Raw genomic sequence first — 16731 nt, forward strand, 5'->3', positions numbered from 1 at the left:
CCACAATGCCCGGCCTTGACAATACGTCTGACCACCCCGAATGGACTACCCAAGCAGAGCGATAGCGGACTTGTCACTACTTCTGTTTGGAACGGCTGCTTCCAATTGGGCAACACCCTCAATAGCCTGACCCAGATCGCCGCGCACGGCGACCCACGTCACAAGGCACACGGGCTGCACTGGGGGAAGAACCGAACGATGGCCGTTGAACGTGACGCAGAGGCCATCGAGGAGCCGCCGCCTTCAGATCGGCCACCGCCTCCGCCACCGGACAACCCAGGTTCGGACGACGGCCCGTCTCGTGCGGACAGCCGTGCCGGCGCCGCCGCCGCGAACGAAACAGCACCCCCCGGGAGTTCAACCGAGGTCTCTTCATCGGAGCGGCCGTCCAGCGCGGACCCGGATGCGGCCGATGGCGACGAACCCGGGTCGGCCTCGCAGGAACCCGATCACGTTGCCGAAGAGCCTTCGCCGGAGGACGAGGCCGACCCGGTCGGCCCGGCGAATGCGGATGCCACGGGCCCCGTTGACCCGGCTTCCTTGATCGCCGGGCGGGTGGAGGACGTTCCCACACAACCGGATCGCGCTCGCCGCCCTGTCGCCGAACCCGTCGAAGAAGAACCGGCCGAAGCATCCCCCGCAGCCGTCGTACCAGAGCGAGAAGGCCACGGCCGGACCGCACGCGTCGAGGTGTCCGGCGGCGTATTGGACGCGGCGGCGCCCTCCGAGACGCGGGAAAGCCCGGAGGGTGCCCCGGCCACCGGCAGCGGCACCGAGCAGAGCCCGCCGTCGGCGACCGACCCGGCCGACACCTCCAGCACTGCCGCTGAGCGCCCGGTCAGCACCGCGGACGGTGGCTGGCAGTGGGAGGGGCTGCGTCTCACCCCCGAGGACAACCTGATCGCCGACCAGGCACTCGACGCCCGTCGCTTGGCCGAGGGGCGAGATACGGACGGTGAGTACGGCGATCGCGGCCTGACTCCCGACATGCGTCGCGTGGAGCAGGAGTCGCCCTACGGGGAACTCGTCCCCGGCACCGAGAAGCACGCTCTCGAGGGCTCGGACCGCTTCAAGGAAAAGCTCGCCAAGCGAATCACGCTCGAACCGGACAAGTCGACGGCCGAGCTCGCCGCGGACATCCATGACAACATCCGGCACACCTTCCCATTCCCCATGGGAGGACGAAAGGCGCTGATGTTGAGCAGTGAGACGAAATACTTTGCGGTGATCGGCCGGGGCCGTACGATCGACGATCCTTCTGGGCTGGTACGCCAACGTCCCACGGCCGAAGGCGTCGCTGACGAATCGATACGCCGAGACCTCACCTGGGGGCCTACGGACGTCTTCCAGCAGGCCGAACGCGGGGAGGAGCCCGGGCTCCCCGAACTCGCCGAGATCAGTGAGCCGGAGGCCGACGGCCTAATCGAGCGATTCCGCCGGAAATGGAGCGGCGACGAGGCGTCGCCCGCCGTCGGATGAGCGCCGAAGCGATGAGGGCGGCGCCGATCAGCGTGGCGGGAGGGTGAGCGATGGCCGCATCGGTATGGGATATGACGCGGACGCTGACGGCGTGCCGGCTGGCCGAGGTGCCCCGGCGCCGGCTTACCGATGAGTCCGAGTCCGGTGGGCGGGATGAGTGGCGTGATCAGCGGTTGGCGGCGCTGGTGTCGGCGTACCACGGTGGTGGGCCGGTGCTGGTCGGCTGGCGTCGGGCGAGCGTCGGCGGGCCGGTCGAGGTGTACGTCGGCGGCGAGGGCCTGATCACTGAGGACGGTGCCGGTGGGGCGGCGTTGAGCCTGCCGGTGGGTGGGCGCGGCCGGATGCTGCGGCCGGGCGCGGTCGCCGAGGTGATGGGTGATCTGCCGAACTGGGTACGGATCGGCGGGATCACCGACGGGCTGCTCACCGATGATCAGCCGGACGCGGGCGGGCAGGTGATGCGGCCGTCGCTGGAGGACTGCCTGCTGTCGGTGTGGACGCAGCCGTTCGCGTGGCTGTTGCTGGCCGAGCCCGTGAACACCGTCGAGACCGGTCGGCTGGCGGATGAGATCGCCGACCGCGCGTACACGGCTCAGTCGATGGCCGAGCGCTCGCCGGAGAACACCGTGGAGGCGGCCCGGCTGGAGCGTCGCCACCGGGAGCTGCGTCAGGCCGCGACCAGCGGGCTGTGGCGGGTGCGTCTGCTGGCCGGTGGGATGAGTCCGCAGGCGGCGGCCCGGGTCGCGGCGCTGGTGTGCGCGTCGGCGGACCTGGACGGCCTGCCGTACGCCCTTGTGCCTCAGCCGGACGCCGATCCCAAGGCGGGGACGGCGTACCCGTTCGAGGCCGGTTCCCGGCTGGTCGCGGCACTGGCCCGGCCTCCGGTGCGTGAGGTGCCGGGCGTTCGGTTCGTCGTGCGCCCGGAGTTCGACGTCACTCCCGAGACGGCGTCCGGTGGTGTGCCGCTCGGCCGGGTCCTGGACCGCAACCGGGGAGACGTCGGCCTGTTGTCCATACCGCTGGAGAGCCTGAACCGGCACACCTTCGTGTGCGGTGCCACCGGCGCGGGCAAGTCCCAGACCGTGCGCGGGCTGCTGGCGGCCGCGACCTCTGCTGGGCTGCCGTGGCTGGTGGTCGAGCCGGCCAAGGCCGAGTACCGGCTGATGGCCGCCCGCCTGCCCGACGCCGAGGTGATCGCGATCCGGCCCGGCGACGTGGACGCCATCGCCGCGGGCATCAACCCGCTCGAGCCGGCCACGGACCCGGACGGGCGGGCGTTCCCGTTGCAGACCCATGCCGACCTCGTACGGGCGCTGTTCCTGGCCGCGTTCGAGTCCGACGAGCCGTTCCCGCAGGTGCTGTCGGCGGCGTTGACCCGCTGCTACGAACAGCTCGGCTGGGATCTGGCGTTGGGCGAGCCGCGTACGCCCGGGACGGCGCCGCGCTACCCGACCTTGGCGGATCTGCAGGCCGCCGCGGAAGACGTCGTCACCGAGATCGGGTACGGCAAGGAGATCACCGACAACGTCCGCGGGTTCATCCGGGTGCGGCTGTCCAGTCTCCGGCTGGGCACGACCGGCCGGTTCTTCGAGGGCGGCCACCCGATCGACTTCGAACGCCTGCTCTCGCGCAACGTCGTCTTCGAGATCGAGGACGTCGGTGACGACCGAGACAAGGCGTTCCTCATGGGGACCGTGCTGGTCCGGCTGGTGGAGTACCTGCGGATGCGGCAACGCGCCAATGGCGGTGTCGCGACCGGCCTGTCGCATCTGAGCGTGTTCGAAGAGGCCCACCGGCTGCTGCGCAAGAGTGAGGAGTCCGGGCCGGCCGCGCACGCGGTGGAGATGTTCGCCGGGCTGCTGGCGGAGATCCGCGCGTACGGCGAGGGCCTGATCGTGGCCGAGCAGATCCCGTCCAAGCTCGTGCCCGACGTCATCAAGAACACCGCCGTGAAGATCGTGCACCGGCTGCCTGCCAAGGACGACCGTGACGCCGTCGGCGCGACCATGAACATCACCGACGCCCAGTCCCAGTTCCTGGTCACTCTGCGGCCGGGTGAGGGCGCGGTGTTCAGCGATGGCATGGACTATCCGCACTTGGTCCGCATGCCTGATGGGACGGCGACGGAGAACACCCGCACGGCCGTGCTCACCTCGCCGAAGGCCCTGGTGACCTCGCGCAGCGGCACCTGCGGCACCGACTGCCGCACGTCACCTTGCACATTGCGAGACATGCGCACCGCGCAGCGCGTCCTCGCCGACCACCCGGCCGTGGTGCTGTGGGCCGATCTGACCGCCGCCGCGCACCTGACCGGCTGGGGCTCCCCCGTCCCCGGAGCGGCGGTCCTGGACCCCCTTCGGACGCTGCCCGACCGGCTCCGTGACTGTGCCCTCTCCCATGCCGTCGACGCCGCCGTGGCCTCCCGCGCATCGGTCATCGCCACGAACGGCGACCCGGGCCGGTTCGCCGACCACCTCATCACCGTGCTCCGCGGCCGGCTGGACGGCGGACGGGTGTGCACCGGCGAAGAGCCACAGTGGTTCGCCGCCCCGTACCGATGGTGCCTCGTTCTGGAGGAGCTCCAGGCCGCCCACCGCCGTACGCCCGATGCCGGCCGTCACCCCGGAAGCGGCGGCTGGGAGCAGGTCTACGGGCAACCGATTCCCGGGGACGGCATCGCCGACCAGCTCGAGCGCGTGTCCCGTTGGTGGGACCGCGACCAGCGCGACGTCGCCGGCCGCGACGCCGCCCTGTGGGGCACCGCCACGCCCTCGGCGATCGAAAGCGCGGTCGGTGCCCGCCGGGATGACGACGACTGGGCCCAGCGCCTCACCGAGGCCGTGGCCGACTTTACGAACATCGGGGGTCTCATCCGCTTCTACGCACCGCCCGCCGAATGACCGTCAGCGACGGTCGTCCGGGCCATGCCGCTCGGCCAGCCGCCGCTCGATCGAGGCCTGGTAGAACCGCAGGTGACCGGTCGGGGTCGTGATGTACGGCAGCAGTCCCCGATGCGCCCACGAGGTCACCGTCGAACGAGCCACCCGAAACAGGCGCGCGACCTCCAGGGTGGTGAGCAGCTGCTCATCAGGGCGTACTCGAGGGGCACGGTCGCTCATGGCCGCATCATAGAGCGGTATGATGCGGCTTGCCCGGCCTACCGCAGATCGCCTCCGCTGCGGCTCAGGAGGACCGGGTCCAGAGGTCGCCCTTGGCGTTCTTGTTGCACTTGACCACGAGCAGGTAGGGCCAGACGTCCTGGACGTACGCTCAGTACCTGTGCCAAACGCGCTTGTTTCCACCCGTGCTGCACTTGTCAACGAGGAAGTAGATTGATCCGGAGTAGGTGGACAGGCACTTGTTCGTCTTCCTGTTCTTCAGCCTGCCGTGGGCGCCGCCGGTCCAGTCCCACTGCTGGTCCCTGTGCCCGGTGCACTTGTGCATGACCACCGCGGCGGTTCCGTAGACGGTCAGGCAGTTGTGTGTGTTGATCAGGGGGCGGAAGGTGCCATCGTTGTTGCGGATCCAGACCTGGTGCTTGATGTCCTTGTGCCTTGGGCCGTGACACGAGACCTGGCGGACGGCGGCGGCACCGGTGTTGGTGTAGTTCGTCCTGCTGTCCAGGCACTTGCCGGTCTGCATGCTCTTGTACTGGCGCGTGAAGACCTGGGTGTGGACGTCGGCCGAGGCGGAGGACGCCGAGCCGACCAGCACCGTTCCGGTCGCGACCAGAGCGAAGGTCACCTGCTTGAAGTTCACTTGTTCCCCCTTCAGAGGCGTCCGGGGCCCATGACCACCGGCACCATGATCCATACCGACCATACGGCCACGTATGGAGACGGACGATACCATACGCAGCCGTACGGTTGGGTTTCACCCGGGAGAACCTCGCCGACCGGGTCGATCTTCAGGCGATGCAGATCGGGCAGTACGGTGGAGGCGGTTTTCTTCGAGGGCCGATGCGCGGCCCGGCTCGGGAGTGATCGGGTGGCTTACCGGTGCGGGTCGCCGCAGGTGGTGTCCGTCGTGGCAGCGTTTCTGCTCGCCGCGGTGCTGAGCGGTTGTGGGTCCGGTGCGTCGGCGAAGAGCGCGGAGCCGCCCAGGGCCACGACGGCGGCGGGGAAGGGCCCGGTGTCGCGGGCGCCCGCGGTCGCGATGCCGACCGGTCCCGCCGCGCACTTCACCGTCGCTCGCCATACGTCGGCCGGACCGGTTCTGATGACACGGCTGAAAGGGGCCAAGTCCGGGTGGACCGGAAAGGTCTGGGTCTGGCTGCCGCCGCAGTACAAGGATCCGCGGTACGCCAAGACCGGGTTCCCCGTCGTTATTCTTCATACGGGCGGTGCCGGCTCCGGCTACAACTACTGGTCCAATCCGGAGGTGCTGCCGGCCCAGGAGGACGACGTGCGACTGAACGGCACGGGCAAGGCCCACCCGTTCATCATGGTGATGCCCGTCCTACAGCCGTCGTCGCGTCAGGACACCGAATGCAGTGACATCCCGGGCAAGCCGAAAATGGGCACCTGGCTGGGCGAAGACGTACCCGATTTCGTCCGCGCCAACTTCCGGACGCTGAGGAGCCGCGACGGCTGGGGAACGGCCGGGGCGTCGTCCGGCGCCTTCTGTGCCGTGAAGCTGGCCGCCCAGCATCCCGACACGTTCAAGGCCGTCGTCTCCTGGGGCGGCTATTTCGAGCCCGACACCGAGCTGCACTGGTCGAAGGACGGCCGCCGGGCCAACAGCCCCGACCTGATGCTCGAGAGGGACCGGCCCGATCTCCGGCTGCTGCTCATCGCCGGCGGCTCGCCGCGGTCCCGCGATGAGCAGCAGCGGATGAACGCGCTGGTGAAGCTGATCAAGCCGCCCACCGTCGCCACCACCTACGTCCAGCCGAACGGCGAGCACTTCACCAAGGACCTGAAGAAGCTGGTCCCGATGATTCTGGAATTCCTCACCGCGAATATGCAGGGGCCGACCAGCGACAAGGGATAACCGACCGGTTTTCGCCACATGACCGCTCTTGTTGCGGCGCTCCTACGCACATAGGCTCGGGCCACCTGATCCGGGACACATACGTCCCGCCAGAGGAAGGCCCCCCGCCATGTCGTACCGCACCATCGCCTCCACCCTGATCGGCACCGGCACGCTCGCCCTCTCGGTCGCCCTGATCCCCGTCGCGAGCGCCTCGCCGTCGGCCGCTCACCAGCAGGCCGCACTCGCCACGATCACTCTCCACTACGACGACAGCCAGGCCGCGGAGTTCAAGAGCGCCGTGGTCGCCGGCGCCAATTCCTGGAACGCGAGCGTGAAGAACGTCCGCCTGGTCGAGGCCACGGCCGGTACGAGGGCCGAGATCCGGATCATCGCCTTCGACGGCTGGCCGCAGTCGACGCTCGGTCCGGTCCGCCCGGGCGGGAGCGGAACGGTGTGGTTCGGCCGGGAGGCGGTGAACGAGGGGTACAACACGATCCGCATCGCGGCGCACGAGCTCGGGCACAGCCTCGGCCTCCCGGACAACAAGCCCGGCCCCTGCTCGTCGCTGATGTCCGGCTCGACCGGCGGCGTCTCGTGCACGAACGCCACCCCCAACGCCTCCGAGCGTGCCGCCGTGGAGGCCAACTACGCGAGCTCGGCGGCGCCCCGGCTGACCGGTGGCCCGGTCGTCGACGCCCCCTGATCGGGATCAGACCGGGAACGTCACACCGGTCAGGTCTTCCGAGACCGCCCACAGGCGGCGCTGAGCGGCGACGTCGTGGGACCGCCTGCTGGACCCGACGAGCCTCGGGTGGCCCTTGGTCTGGCCGAACCCGTCCGGGCCGTAGTACTGGCCGCCTTGGACCTCCGGACTCGTCGCGGCCCGCAGGGTGGGCAGTGCGCCCATCGCCGCGCTCTGGGCGAGCAGTGAACCGAAGGCCCTCTCGAGGACACGAAGGGGCGCCGGGAGGTTGCGCCCCAGCTCGGTCTGCGAGCCGCCCGGGTGGGCGGCCACCGCGATCGTCTCGCCCTTACCGGCCAACCGGCGTTGCAGCTCGTAGGTGAACATGAGGTTGGCCAGCTTGGACCGGCCGTACGCCGCCACCCGGCTGTAGGACCGCTCGGACTGCAGGTCGTCGAAGTCGATCTCGGCCCGGATGCGGTGGCCGACGCTGCTGACCGTCACCACGCGGGAGCCACGCACCGGCAGCATCGCCTCGAGCAGGAGGCCGGTGAGCGCGAAGTGCCCGAGGTGGTTGGTGCCGAACTGCAGCTCGAACCCGTCCTTGGTGGTCCGCTTCGGCGTGTACATCACCCCGGCGTTGTTGATCAGCAGATCGATCTTCGGGTGGCCGGTGCGTAGTTCGTCCGCCGCTGCGCGGATGGAGTCCAGCGAGGTCAGGTCGAGGTGCTGGACCGTGACGTCCGCGCCGGGGGCGGCGTCGCTGATCCGGGCGGCGGCCTGCTTGCCCTTGTCCGTGTCCCGTACCGCCAGCACCACCGCCGCGCCTCGTACGGCGAGGACCTTGGCGGTCTCGAAGCCGAGGCCGGTGTTGGCGCCGGTGATCACCGCGACGCGGCCGTGCTGGTCGGGCACGTCCTCGGCGGTCCACTTCTCGTTCATGATCCCTCCGGGATTCGATCGAAGCCGATCAAGAGACCGGCGGTCTGTTACATGCTTCAGCGTAAGAGACCGGCGGTCTACTGTCAAGAGACCGACGGTTCGTAGGATTGGGTCATGACGACGTTCAAGCGCGCGCGCAGTGAGGAGCAGCGGGAGATCCGGCGGCGGGTGATCCTCGACACCACCGCCGCGATGCTCGACCAGATGGCCGTGAACGAGGTCACTCTCAACGAGCTCAGCCGCCGCGTCGGCCTCGCCAAGTCCAACGTGCTGCGCTATTTCGAGTCTCGCGAGGCGATCCTCCTGGAGCTCCTGGACCAGGCGTGGAAGCAGTGGATCGACCGCCTGTCCGAGCGACTCGCCGCCGACGTCGACCCGCAGGGCACGCCCCGCCGGCGCGGCGACCAGATCGCCGCCGCGCTCACCCGCTCGCTCGCCCCCGAACGCGTGTTCTGCGACCTGCTCAGCGCCCAGGCCGGCGTCCTGGAGCACAACGTCTCGGTCGAGATCGTCGCGCGCTACAAGCGGGCCACCCTGGACAACATCACCGCCATGACCGAGCTCGTCCGCCGCCACCTGCCCGAGCTCGGCGACCAGGCGTTCATGGCCTGCGGTGCGGCGATCGTGCTGATCGGCGCGCTGTGGGTCCAGACCTGCCCGTCGGACAGCATGCTGGCCGCCTACGAGGCCGACCCCGACCTGGCCGCGCTGCGCCTGGACTTCGCCACGGCCCTGGAGGAGGTGCTGGCCACCCAGATCACCGGGGCCCTCGCCCGTACGGCGTCCTGAGCCGCATACGTGAGAGGGACGCGCCGAGGCCGTCGTAATCTGGAAATCAGCAGGTCAGCGACCTGGACCACGGTGTGGTCCTCGGGGGGAAAGGGCTGCTGCGATGGCCGAACAGACGATGTACCACGGCCCCGGCGGGCCCTCTCGCTACGCGCCGATCGCCGATCACGGGCTGATCGGCGATCTCCAGACCGTGGCGCTGGTGGACACCCGCGGCACCGTCGACTGGTACTGCTGCCCGTCGTTCGACGCGCCCAGCGTCTTCGCGACGATCCTCGACGCCGACCGGGGCGGATGCTTCGAGCTCACCGCCATCGCGCCGGCCAAGACCAAGCAGTTCTACTTCCCCGACACCAACGTGCTGATCACCCGGTTCTTCACCGAGGACGGGGTGGGCGAGGTCCAGGACTTCATGCCCGTGTGCGACGTCGACGAGGTGGACCGGCACCGGCTGATCCGGCGGGTGATGTGCGTGCGCGGGACCATCCCGTTCCGGGCCCGGGTGGCCCCCCGGTTCGACTACGGCACCCGGCCGCACACCGTACGGGCGCACGGCCGTACCGCGCTGTTCGAATCCGGCGCGCTGTCGATGGCGCTTACCTCCACGGTGCCGCTCGAGTGCGACGACCGGGACGTGTGGGCGGATTTCAAGCTCTCGCAGGGCGAGTGCGCGGTATTCGCCCTCGACCGGGTCGGTGGTGAGATCACGCAGCGCGGCTGCCCGCAGGCCGAGGCGGAGCAGGAGTTCATCGCCACGGTGGCGTACTGGCGGCGCTGGCTGTCGGCGTCGCTCTACCGCGGCCGGTGGCGGGAGATGGTGCACCGGTCCGCGCTGACCCTCAAACTGCTCACCTACGCTCCCACCGGCGCGATCGTCGCCGCGCCGACCACCAGCCTGCCCGAGCGCATCGGCGGCGCACGCAACTGGGACTACCGCTACCTCTGGGTCCGCGACGCCGCGTTCGCCGTCTACGCGCTGCTGCGGCTCGGCTTCACCGAGGAGGCCGAGGCGTTCATGACCTTCCTGTCCGAGCGGGTCGACCTGCGCGACGATGGGCCGTCGGGTCCGTTGCAGATCATGTACGGCATAGACGGGCGCACCGACCTGCCCGAACTCGAGCTCCCCCACCTGGAGGGCCACCGGCGCTCGGCGCCCGTACGCGTCGGCAACGCCGCCGCCACCCAGCTCCAGCTCGACATCTACGGCGCCCTGATCGACTCCATGTACCTCTACGACAAGTGGGGAAAGCCCCTCCCCAGCTGCGCCTGGGACGCGATCTGCTCCCTCGTCGACTGGGTCTGCGGCAACTGGGACCAGCCCGACGAAGGCGTGTGGGAGACCCGCGGCGGGCGCAAGAACTTCCTGTACTCCCGGCTGATGTGCTGGGTCGCGATCGAACGCGCCATCCGCATGGCCAACCGCCGCGGACTGCCCGCCGACCTCCCGCGCTGGCGGCAGTGCCGTGACGCGATCTACCGGCGGATCATGCGGCGCGGCTGGTCCGACCAGCGGCGGGCGTTCGTCCAGTACGAGGACAGCGACGTCCTCGACGCCGCCATCCTGATGATGCCGCTGACCAAGTTCATCGCCCCCACCGACCCCAAGTGGCTGTCGACCCTCGACGCGCTCACCCAGGACCTGGTGTCCGACTCGCTGGTCTACCGCTACGACCCGCAGGCCAGCCCCGACGGCCTTACCGGCGAGGAAGGCACCTTCTCCATCTGCTCCTTCTGGTACGTCGAGGCGCTCACCCGCGCCGGACGCCTCGACGAGGCCCGGCTGGCCTTCGAGAAGATGCTCACCTACGCCAACCACGTCGGCCTGTACGCCGAGGAGATCAGCCACACCGGAGAACAGCAGGGCAACTTCCCGCAGGCGTTCACCCACATGGCCCTGATCAGCGCCGCGTTCAACCTCGACCGCGCGCTCGGCTGACCCGCGGCGCGCTCGCCACGAGCGGCACGCGCGCGTCCGGCCAGGCCGGATCGCCGAAGCCGAGAACGTCGGACACCCGGCGGCCCCGAATGGCGCACCAGCCGTTCAAGGTGTTGAACTCGAGCGAGACGATCGAGCCGTTGCCGTTGTCCTGCAGCACCGCGCCGACGTGCCCGGGCTCTCCGGTGAAATTGAAATCGAAAAAGGCGATCCGGCCGCGCGCCGGCTTTCTCGTCCACCGGCCGATCTCCCGCCAGTACTCCCACCACGTCGGCAACCGCGCCCACCGCGGGTCCGCCCCGCCGAGGGCGAGGATCTGGTCGGTCCTCCAGGCGCACCACAGCAGGCCCATGGCGCAGAAGTCGCCGGTACGGCAGTCTCGGTCCCCGACGATCTCGGCGAACCAGTCGCCGTATGTCGTACTGCCGTCCGCCCGCCTCCGCGGACCGACCTGGGTCTTTGCCATTGCCAGAAAGGCTTCGCGTCCAGGCATCTTTCCCTCCCCGTGCACGAATAATGACAGAGAGCAACAAATACGGTCAGTATCGAGGTGGACACTATGCGCTCGAACGGCGGGTAAGACCCAGATGACGCCGGTGCCGAAGTGTCCCCGTACGGACGAGCCGTCACCCGTCGCGGACGGCGGGCGTCCGGGCGCTCATCGGTCCCGGACCCCGGTGCGCAGGCGGGGCAGGACCTCGGCGCCGAGCCGGGCGATGTTCTCCCGGGTCCGCTCCGGAGAGCCGGCGCCTTCCACCATGAGGATCAGGTGGCGGATGCCGGTGCGTTCGACCGTCACCGCCATGGTCTGCACGCAGTCCTCGGGCGTGCCGACCGGGTGGATGCGACACAGCAACTCCGCGTACTCGTCCGGGTCGCGGGAGCGGTGCGGCCGGTCGTCGACGGGGACATAGCCGGCCAGGCCAGGGCGCAGCCAGCGGGGCAGCTCGGCGCGCAGCGTCCGCCGGGCCTCCGCCCGGGTGTCGGCGACGTACGCCATGGCGGCGGCCACGTGGTCCGCCGGCGCACCCCCGGACCTCGCGGCGTACTCGGCGAGCATCGCGTTCCTGCCGTCATCGCCGATGTGCAGTCCGAGCAGCATGGGCAGGCGACGGTCGGCGGCGAGCGCGGCGGTCGCGGCCGAGGTGCAGGCGACGACGACCGGTGGGGACGGGCGCGTCCGGGGGCGTGGCACCATCGGCACCTCGCGGAAGGCGAAGGTCGGCCCGGCGGCCGACAGCCGGGAACGGGTCAGTCCGGCCAGCAGCAGATCGAGGCTCTCAGCGAAGCCGGACTCGTACCGCGCGAGCCCGGTGCCGAACACCTCCAGGTCCACCCACGGGCCGCCCCGCCCGACGCCGAGCCGGAAGCGGCCTCCGGACACCTGGTCCAGCAGGGCGGTCTGCTCGGCCAGCGCGACCGGGTGCGCGGTGGACAGCACGCTCACCGCCGTCCCCACCGCGATCCGTTCCGTTCGGCCCAGGACATACGCCGCGAGGGAGATCGCGGACGGGCAGATCCCGTACGACATGAAGTGGTGCTCGGCGAGCCACACGTCGTCGAAGCCGGCCCGCTCGGCGGCGACGGCCGCCTCGACCGTGGCGGACAACACCTCGCCGTCGCTCTGCCCGGGAAACCGCGCCGCCAGCAAGAACACTCCAAACCGCACTTCCCCCACTCTGGCAGGAATCGCGGGGCGGCGGAGCATGCGCGGAATCTTCAGCGTTCGTGGTGAGCGCCGTCGTGGACGGAGTCGACGTGATCGCCGTCCGGCACACTCACACCGCCCGGATCAGGCGCGCTCGGCCGTGCAGTCGGGGCACAGCCCGAAGATCTCAACGGTGTGATCGACATCCGTGAAGCCCGCCTCGGCGGCGACGCGCTCGGCCCAGCGCTCGATCGCGCGCCCCTCCACCTCCACGCTGCGCCCGCACGACCTGCAGGTCACGTGATGGTGGTGGGTGCTGCTCTCACACCGGCGGTAGAGCGTCTCACCGGTCTCATCGCGGAGGGTGTCGACACCGCCGCCCTCGCTGAGCACCTGGAGATGCCGGTAGACCGTGGTCAGCCCGACGCGCTCGCCGCGGCGGCGCAGCTCGGCGTGGATGTCCTGGGCGCTGCGGAACTCCGGCAGGTCGGCGAGAACCTGGCCCAGCGCCTCGGCCTGCCGGGTGCCCCGCACGCGTGTCCCCCGGCCGACGGCCGAGGTCTGTCGCGGAGGGCGGGCGGTCGAATGCGAGGTCATGGGCAGCGCTCCGGCCGGTCGGTCTGCTTGTCGGTTCCCCGCACCGTACCAACCGATCCGGCCGACCGCCGTCGTCGGCGGCTCGCGGGGGGTCATCCCTGGGTGTACGTGAACTGTCATCGACAGTAAGTGGAATACAGCGGGCGGTGTACGTAACCTCGTACGAGAACACAGACCAACACAACGGCCAGAGCGTCGCGATTGAATTGGGGGATTCATCGGGGGACGCGACGCGAAAAACGGGCATCCTGAATGCTTGCCAGGCCAACCGAAAATGAACGTCCGCGGGTAGACCTCTTGGGGGAGGGGTCGGCCCGCGGACGTTCGCACTTCGGGACGCAGCAACCCCCTCCGACCAGCGGGTTCGGGCGAGATCGACAAGGGCGGGGCTACGCGGACCCGGCGTGATGTGGCCGACGGCGAGGGCCCCGAGTCGCACACCATTACTTTCGCAATAGGAGAGAGTGGCAGAATACTGCGTCTTCCAATTAACCCCCATGACGATGACGTTGATGGCCGCAACGAATTCATTCCTGATGATCTTCCATGGAACTTAACACGCCAATTTCAGTGTTATCGAAAACGAGATCCGAACACGCCGCTCCACGGCCATCGGCTCGTCGACGCACAGCATCGCGCACCGCCGTAAGGCGGCGCCGGCCGTGGCTGCAGGCGAGACGCGGCGGTCAGGAGCCGGACAACCGGCGAAGCCGGCAGAGGGTCATCCGACCCCTCCACGCTCCGGCCGTCCGCGGCCGCCCCGGAACCGCATGGCCGTACGGCGTGACGGAATGATCGACGCCGACACGCCCGGTGTCCTTGCCCTGGCCGCGCTGGGCACGCTCGGCGGCATCGAGCACCTCCCGTAGCCGATATTCCTCGCGCAAGGTGTACGGTGCCTCCGGTACTCTCGTGAGCAGCGGGGCGTTAGCTCAATGGCAGAGCTGTGGACTTTTAATCCATAGGTTCTGGGTTCGAGTCCCAGGCGCCCTACCACTCATCTGGCCGCTGACCTGCGGTTTCTTGTTGCCGGGTGATCTTGTAGTGATCGTCTCGGGGCGGTGGGTGCTCCATGGGTGCTCTTTTGTATCGATCTTGCGCAGCATGGCCATTGTAGATATGCATCGTGGTGCATACCTATCCGACTGCATAGGTATGCGATTCGGCGGTGCCGGGTCGCCGCGAACCCTGCGCGGGGCGTGAGCGCGCCGGCGGGGGTCTCGGACGGCCGTCCGGGACCCCGCGATCTGGCGTCGCTCGACAGGAGTTCGGGGCAGCGTTTGAGGGCATGGTCAAGGCGGGTCTGCCGGTAGGGAGTTCCAGGCCGGCACCCTCGCCGAGTTCGCCGTGCTGCCCGCCGCCAACGTCACCGCAAAGCCCGCGAACCTCGACTTCGTCACCGCCGCAGCGCTGCTGGGGCTATGCAGCGTGGTGGTCGGGTAGCCGGGGGAACTCTCATCCCCCGGCTCCCACAGATCCGTACGTGAACCTCTCGGTTCATACGGCTCTTGTCATCCTGATCGCCAGGCGGAAGGGACCGATCTCCAGTGCGCGAACATGCGGGGATACCGTGTGGTGATCTCCTGCAGCTTGCGGTGGGCTTTCTCTGGGAGCGGTCGCCGCCGTCGTGACAGGGCAGGATGTCGCCCGCTTGTGCGCGCAGGAGCCGGCCGGTGATCGTGGTGGTACCGGGGCGTGCCCAGTCAAGCTGGTCGACCTGCCAGTCGATGCAGATCATGGAGTGTTCGGTGACGACGTCGAGGATCCGTTGTGACCAGGCGCCGCCCGGGGAGCGGAAGAACTTGGGGCCATGCTCCCCAGGTGGCCCCTGCGATGGCCAGGTCCGTGGTCTGGGCGTTCACCGGCGTTCTCCGGACATGGTCATGCGGCCCATGTCATGTCCGTCGGCCGGTACGGTGCCGGGAGCGGTGTGGTGCATGCCGGGTGCGACGGGACCGGCCAGCCGTCCGGCGGCGAACGCGACCGCAAACAGCGCCGCGAAGCACAGGACCAGCAGGGACGGCAGCGCCCCCGCCGGTCGTCCCTTCGCGTGATGCCCGGGCGTCCGCATCAACGTCACGGATGCGGGTGCGCCGGGACGCTCCGGCGTGGATCGTGGCGACGGCTCGCCGTGATCCACTCGACCTGCTGCTCGCGTACAGTGCAACTACGTCACCACACGATTATTTGCGCCATGCATTGCGGACGGCCCCCAGCATGGGGAACGGCCGGTTCGTCCTCGATCGGCTTGCAGGTGGAGCTGGTCCTTCAGAGAGCAGGCGATGTGAACGGCGGCTACGAACTCCAGAAAACCGACGCCAAGGGCCAAGGCGTGTTCGCCACCCGGTCCTTCCAGATCGGCCAAACAGTGATGGTCGGTGTCATCGACCGCGAACTCGACCATAATCACTCCCATGCCTCGCAGGTCAGCCAGACACGGTTCGTGCTGCACGGCGGGCTGATCCCCAAGGTGAACCACTCCTGCGAGCCGAACTGCGGAATCCACCTCAACGCCAGCGGCGCTCACGACTTCGTCGCTCGTCGGCCCATCACCGCAGGCCAGGAGATCACGTTCGACTACGCCATGCGGAACTACTCGGTCGACCACTTCGCCGCTCACTGCCGGTGCGGCTCGCTTCGCTGCCGTGACCGCATCACCGGCTGGAAGGATCTGCCCGCCGAGCGTAAGGCGGACTACCAGGGCTTCGTCGCCCCCTTCCTCACCGACATCGACGACCGGCGCGCCGCCGAGCAGGCCGGCCAGGCCGCCGGGATCGAACCGCCCGCGCCGCCGCGGACCGGCCGGGTCCTCAACGAGGTACCCGTGGCCGACGCGTAGAGCTTCCCCCGGACGCCCGAGCCGACCCCGACGCTGTCGTACACCATCTCCCTGACGCTGTGCGAGAACGGGCTGTCGAGCCTGGGCTCCTTGATCTGCTCGGCACACGACAAGGCTCACACTGTTTCCCACAGGTGCGGTCGGTCGTCCAGGTCGTCGACCTTGTATTCATCGGGCAGCGAGCCGAAGACGGTTTGGAGGTAGAAGCCCCCGGCGACGATCCCGCCCACAACGATCAGATGCTCGGCGCCGGAGGAGTCGCCGGCGGCGGTGGTGATGTGGCAGATACCGCCGTCGGACTCTCCGCTCGAGAGGGTGCGGATCTCCACGGGTTTGCCGTCCTTGTCGACCAGGCGGTCTCCGGCGCGAAGCTTTGACGCCTGCACCAGTCTTCCGTCGTGGAGCATGATCACCTGGTCACAGGGCACACCAGTTCGGTCGAATCCGCGGTCGGCCAGGACCAGCATGTCGTCGGTGAGAAGGCGGACCAGCCGCCGAGCGTGGCCGGGCTCAGAACCGATCGGCCCGAACACAGCGCCGATCAAGGCCCGGGTGCCGGTCTCCACCAGCGTCATCAGCCCGATCGTCGGGTAGCCGGTCGCACCCCTGCATGCTTTGAGCGGGTCGAATAGCGACGTGTTCTGAGCCTGGATTGGCAGCAGTGAAGTGTGACCGACTGGGTACCCTCCGTAGCGATGCGGATTTCGGCAGGCGATTGTGATGGCGGGCGAGCACGGCAGCGGCCTGGCGTACGTCGATGACGCCGAAGGACGCGGCGTCGATCCCGCCGGAGAGCGACTGGACCGGTCCGCCGCGCCCCGACCGCCCTCACCAAAAGGCAGGGA

General features: G+C 69.2%; 16 protein-coding genes and 1 tRNA gene. 8 read left to right on the plus strand and 9 right to left on the minus strand.

Annotated features, from left to right (window positions below; translation table 11 throughout):
- Positions 1-372 precede the first annotated feature (372 nt).
- Positions 373-669 carry a hypothetical protein gene (locus AB0I04_RS40970; RefSeq protein ID WP_360897614.1) on the minus strand — a complete coding sequence of 99 codons (297 nt, stop codon included), beginning with the start codon at positions 667-669 and terminating at the stop codon, positions 373-375.
- A 36-nt stretch (positions 670-705) separates the two neighbouring features.
- Here AB0I04_RS40970 and AB0I04_RS40975 point away from each other — a divergent pair, with 36 nt between their 5' ends.
- Positions 706-1479, plus strand: a complete 774-nt coding sequence (locus tag AB0I04_RS40975; protein WP_360897616.1) for a hypothetical protein — start codon at positions 706-708, stop codon at positions 1477-1479.
- A 50-nt stretch (positions 1480-1529) separates the two neighbouring features.
- Positions 1530-4379: an ATP-binding protein gene (locus AB0I04_RS40980; RefSeq protein WP_360897618.1), complete on the plus strand. Its 2850-nt coding sequence runs from the start codon at positions 1530-1532 to the stop codon at positions 4377-4379.
- A gap of 3 nt (positions 4380-4382) precedes the next feature.
- On the opposite strand, the gene AB0I04_RS40985 is transcribed toward AB0I04_RS40980, so the two are convergent.
- Both AB0I04_RS40985 and AB0I04_RS40990 read right to left on the minus strand, forming a co-directional pair.
- On the minus strand, positions 4383-4598 hold the full coding sequence (locus AB0I04_RS40985; RefSeq protein WP_360897620.1) for a helix-turn-helix domain-containing protein: 216 nt from the start codon (positions 4596-4598) through the stop codon (positions 4383-4385).
- Between the two features lie 151 nt (positions 4599-4749).
- The gene (locus AB0I04_RS40990; RefSeq protein ID WP_360897622.1) at positions 4750-5238 is read right to left on the minus strand and encodes an RICIN domain-containing protein; all 489 of its coding nucleotides are present in this window, start codon (positions 5236-5238) and stop codon (positions 4750-4752) included.
- A gap of 267 nt (positions 5239-5505) precedes the next feature.
- Here AB0I04_RS40990 and AB0I04_RS40995 point away from each other — a divergent pair, with 267 nt between their 5' ends.
- On the plus strand, positions 5506-6471 hold the full coding sequence (locus AB0I04_RS40995; protein WP_360897624.1) for an alpha/beta hydrolase-fold protein: 966 nt from the start codon (positions 5506-5508) through the stop codon (positions 6469-6471).
- A 109-nt stretch (positions 6472-6580) separates the two neighbouring features.
- The gene (locus AB0I04_RS41000; RefSeq protein ID WP_360897626.1) at positions 6581-7156 is read left to right on the plus strand and encodes a snapalysin family zinc-dependent metalloprotease; all 576 of its coding nucleotides are present in this window, start codon (positions 6581-6583) and stop codon (positions 7154-7156) included.
- Between the two features lie 6 nt (positions 7157-7162).
- Here the strand turns inward: AB0I04_RS41000 and AB0I04_RS41005 are convergent, their stop codons facing one another.
- The gene (locus AB0I04_RS41005; RefSeq protein ID WP_360897628.1) at positions 7163-8077 is read right to left on the minus strand and encodes an SDR family NAD(P)-dependent oxidoreductase; all 915 of its coding nucleotides are present in this window, start codon (positions 8075-8077) and stop codon (positions 7163-7165) included.
- Positions 8078-8191: 114 nt separating this feature from the next.
- On the opposite strand from AB0I04_RS41005, the gene AB0I04_RS41010 reads away from it, so the two are divergent.
- Entirely contained in the window at positions 8192-8866 is a 675-nt protein-coding gene (locus AB0I04_RS41010) for a TetR family transcriptional regulator (RefSeq protein ID WP_360897630.1), read from the plus strand.
- Positions 8867-8969: 103 nt separating this feature from the next.
- Positions 8970-10802 (plus strand): glycoside hydrolase family 15 protein, encoded by a 1833-nt coding sequence (locus AB0I04_RS41015; protein WP_360897632.1) that lies wholly within the window; start codon positions 8970-8972, stop codon positions 10800-10802.
- Here the strand turns inward: AB0I04_RS41015 and AB0I04_RS41020 are convergent.
- The 3 genes from AB0I04_RS41020 to AB0I04_RS41030 all read right to left on the minus strand — a co-directional run bounded on the left by AB0I04_RS41020 (position 10777) and on the right by AB0I04_RS41030 (position 13047).
- Positions 10777-11268, minus strand: a complete 492-nt coding sequence (locus tag AB0I04_RS41020) for a hypothetical protein (RefSeq protein WP_360897634.1) — start codon at positions 11266-11268, stop codon at positions 10777-10779. The genes AB0I04_RS41015 and AB0I04_RS41020 overlap by 26 nt on opposite strands.
- A gap of 192 nt (positions 11269-11460) precedes the next feature.
- Entirely contained in the window at positions 11461-12471 is a 1011-nt protein-coding gene (locus AB0I04_RS41025) for an LLM class flavin-dependent oxidoreductase (RefSeq protein WP_360897636.1), read from the minus strand.
- Positions 12472-12594: 123 nt separating this feature from the next.
- Positions 12595-13047 (minus strand): Fur family transcriptional regulator, encoded by a 453-nt coding sequence (locus tag AB0I04_RS41030; RefSeq protein ID WP_360897638.1) that lies wholly within the window; start codon positions 13045-13047, stop codon positions 12595-12597.
- A gap of 921 nt (positions 13048-13968) precedes the next feature.
- Between AB0I04_RS41030 and AB0I04_RS41035 the strand changes: the two genes are divergently transcribed.
- A tRNA-Lys gene (locus tag AB0I04_RS41035) sits at positions 13969-14043 on the plus strand.
- A gap of 862 nt (positions 14044-14905) precedes the next feature.
- Here AB0I04_RS41035 and AB0I04_RS41040 read toward each other — a convergent pair.
- On the minus strand, positions 14906-15127 hold the full coding sequence (locus tag AB0I04_RS41040) for a hypothetical protein (protein WP_360897640.1): 222 nt from the start codon (positions 15125-15127) through the stop codon (positions 14906-14908).
- 174 nt (positions 15128-15301) lie between these two features.
- Here AB0I04_RS41040 and AB0I04_RS41045 point away from each other — a divergent pair, with 174 nt between their 5' ends.
- On the plus strand, positions 15302-15886 hold the full coding sequence (locus AB0I04_RS41045; RefSeq protein ID WP_360897642.1) for an SET domain-containing methyltransferase: 585 nt from the start codon (positions 15302-15304) through the stop codon (positions 15884-15886).
- 116 nt (positions 15887-16002) lie between these two features.
- Here the strand turns inward: AB0I04_RS41045 and AB0I04_RS41050 are convergent, their stop codons facing one another.
- Positions 16003-16461 carry a hypothetical protein gene (locus tag AB0I04_RS41050; RefSeq protein ID WP_360897644.1) on the minus strand — a complete coding sequence of 153 codons (459 nt, stop codon included), beginning with the start codon at positions 16459-16461 and terminating at the stop codon, positions 16003-16005.
- Positions 16462-16731: the final 270 nt, after the last annotated feature.

The sequence above is a fragment of the Actinoallomurus sp. NPDC050550 genome, from assembly GCF_040655075.1.
In the GTDB taxonomy this organism is placed as follows: Bacteria; Actinomycetota; Actinomycetes; order Streptosporangiales; family Streptosporangiaceae; genus Actinoallomurus.

Excerpts from the sequence above, each read along its gene's own strand:
- AB0I04_RS41015 (WP_360897632.1), top strand. The coding sequence starts at position 8,970 with ATGGCCGAACAGACGATGTACCACGGCCCCGGCGGGCCCTCTCGCTAC.
- AB0I04_RS41010 (WP_360897630.1), top strand. The coding sequence starts at position 8,192 with ATGACGACGTTCAAGCGCGCGCGCAGTGAGGAGCAGCGGGAGATCCGG.
- AB0I04_RS41000 (WP_360897626.1), top strand. The coding sequence starts at position 6,581 with ATGTCGTACCGCACCATCGCCTCCACCCTGATCGGCACCGGCACGCTC.
- AB0I04_RS41020 (WP_360897634.1), bottom strand. The coding sequence starts at position 11,268 with ATGGCAAAGACCCAGGTCGGTCCGCGGAGGCGGGCGGACGGCAGTACG.
- AB0I04_RS41050 (WP_360897644.1), bottom strand. The coding sequence starts at position 16,461 with ATGACGCTGGTGGAGACCGGCACCCGGGCCTTGATCGGCGCTGTGTTC.
- AB0I04_RS41005 (WP_360897628.1), bottom strand. The coding sequence starts at position 8,077 with ATGAACGAGAAGTGGACCGCCGAGGACGTGCCCGACCAGCACGGCCGC.
- AB0I04_RS40980 (WP_360897618.1), top strand. The coding sequence starts at position 1,530 with ATGGCCGCATCGGTATGGGATATGACGCGGACGCTGACGGCGTGCCGG.
- AB0I04_RS41030 (WP_360897638.1), bottom strand. The coding sequence starts at position 13,047 with ATGACCTCGCATTCGACCGCCCGCCCTCCGCGACAGACCTCGGCCGTC.
- AB0I04_RS40985 (WP_360897620.1), bottom strand. The coding sequence starts at position 4,598 with ATGAGCGACCGTGCCCCTCGAGTACGCCCTGATGAGCAGCTGCTCACC.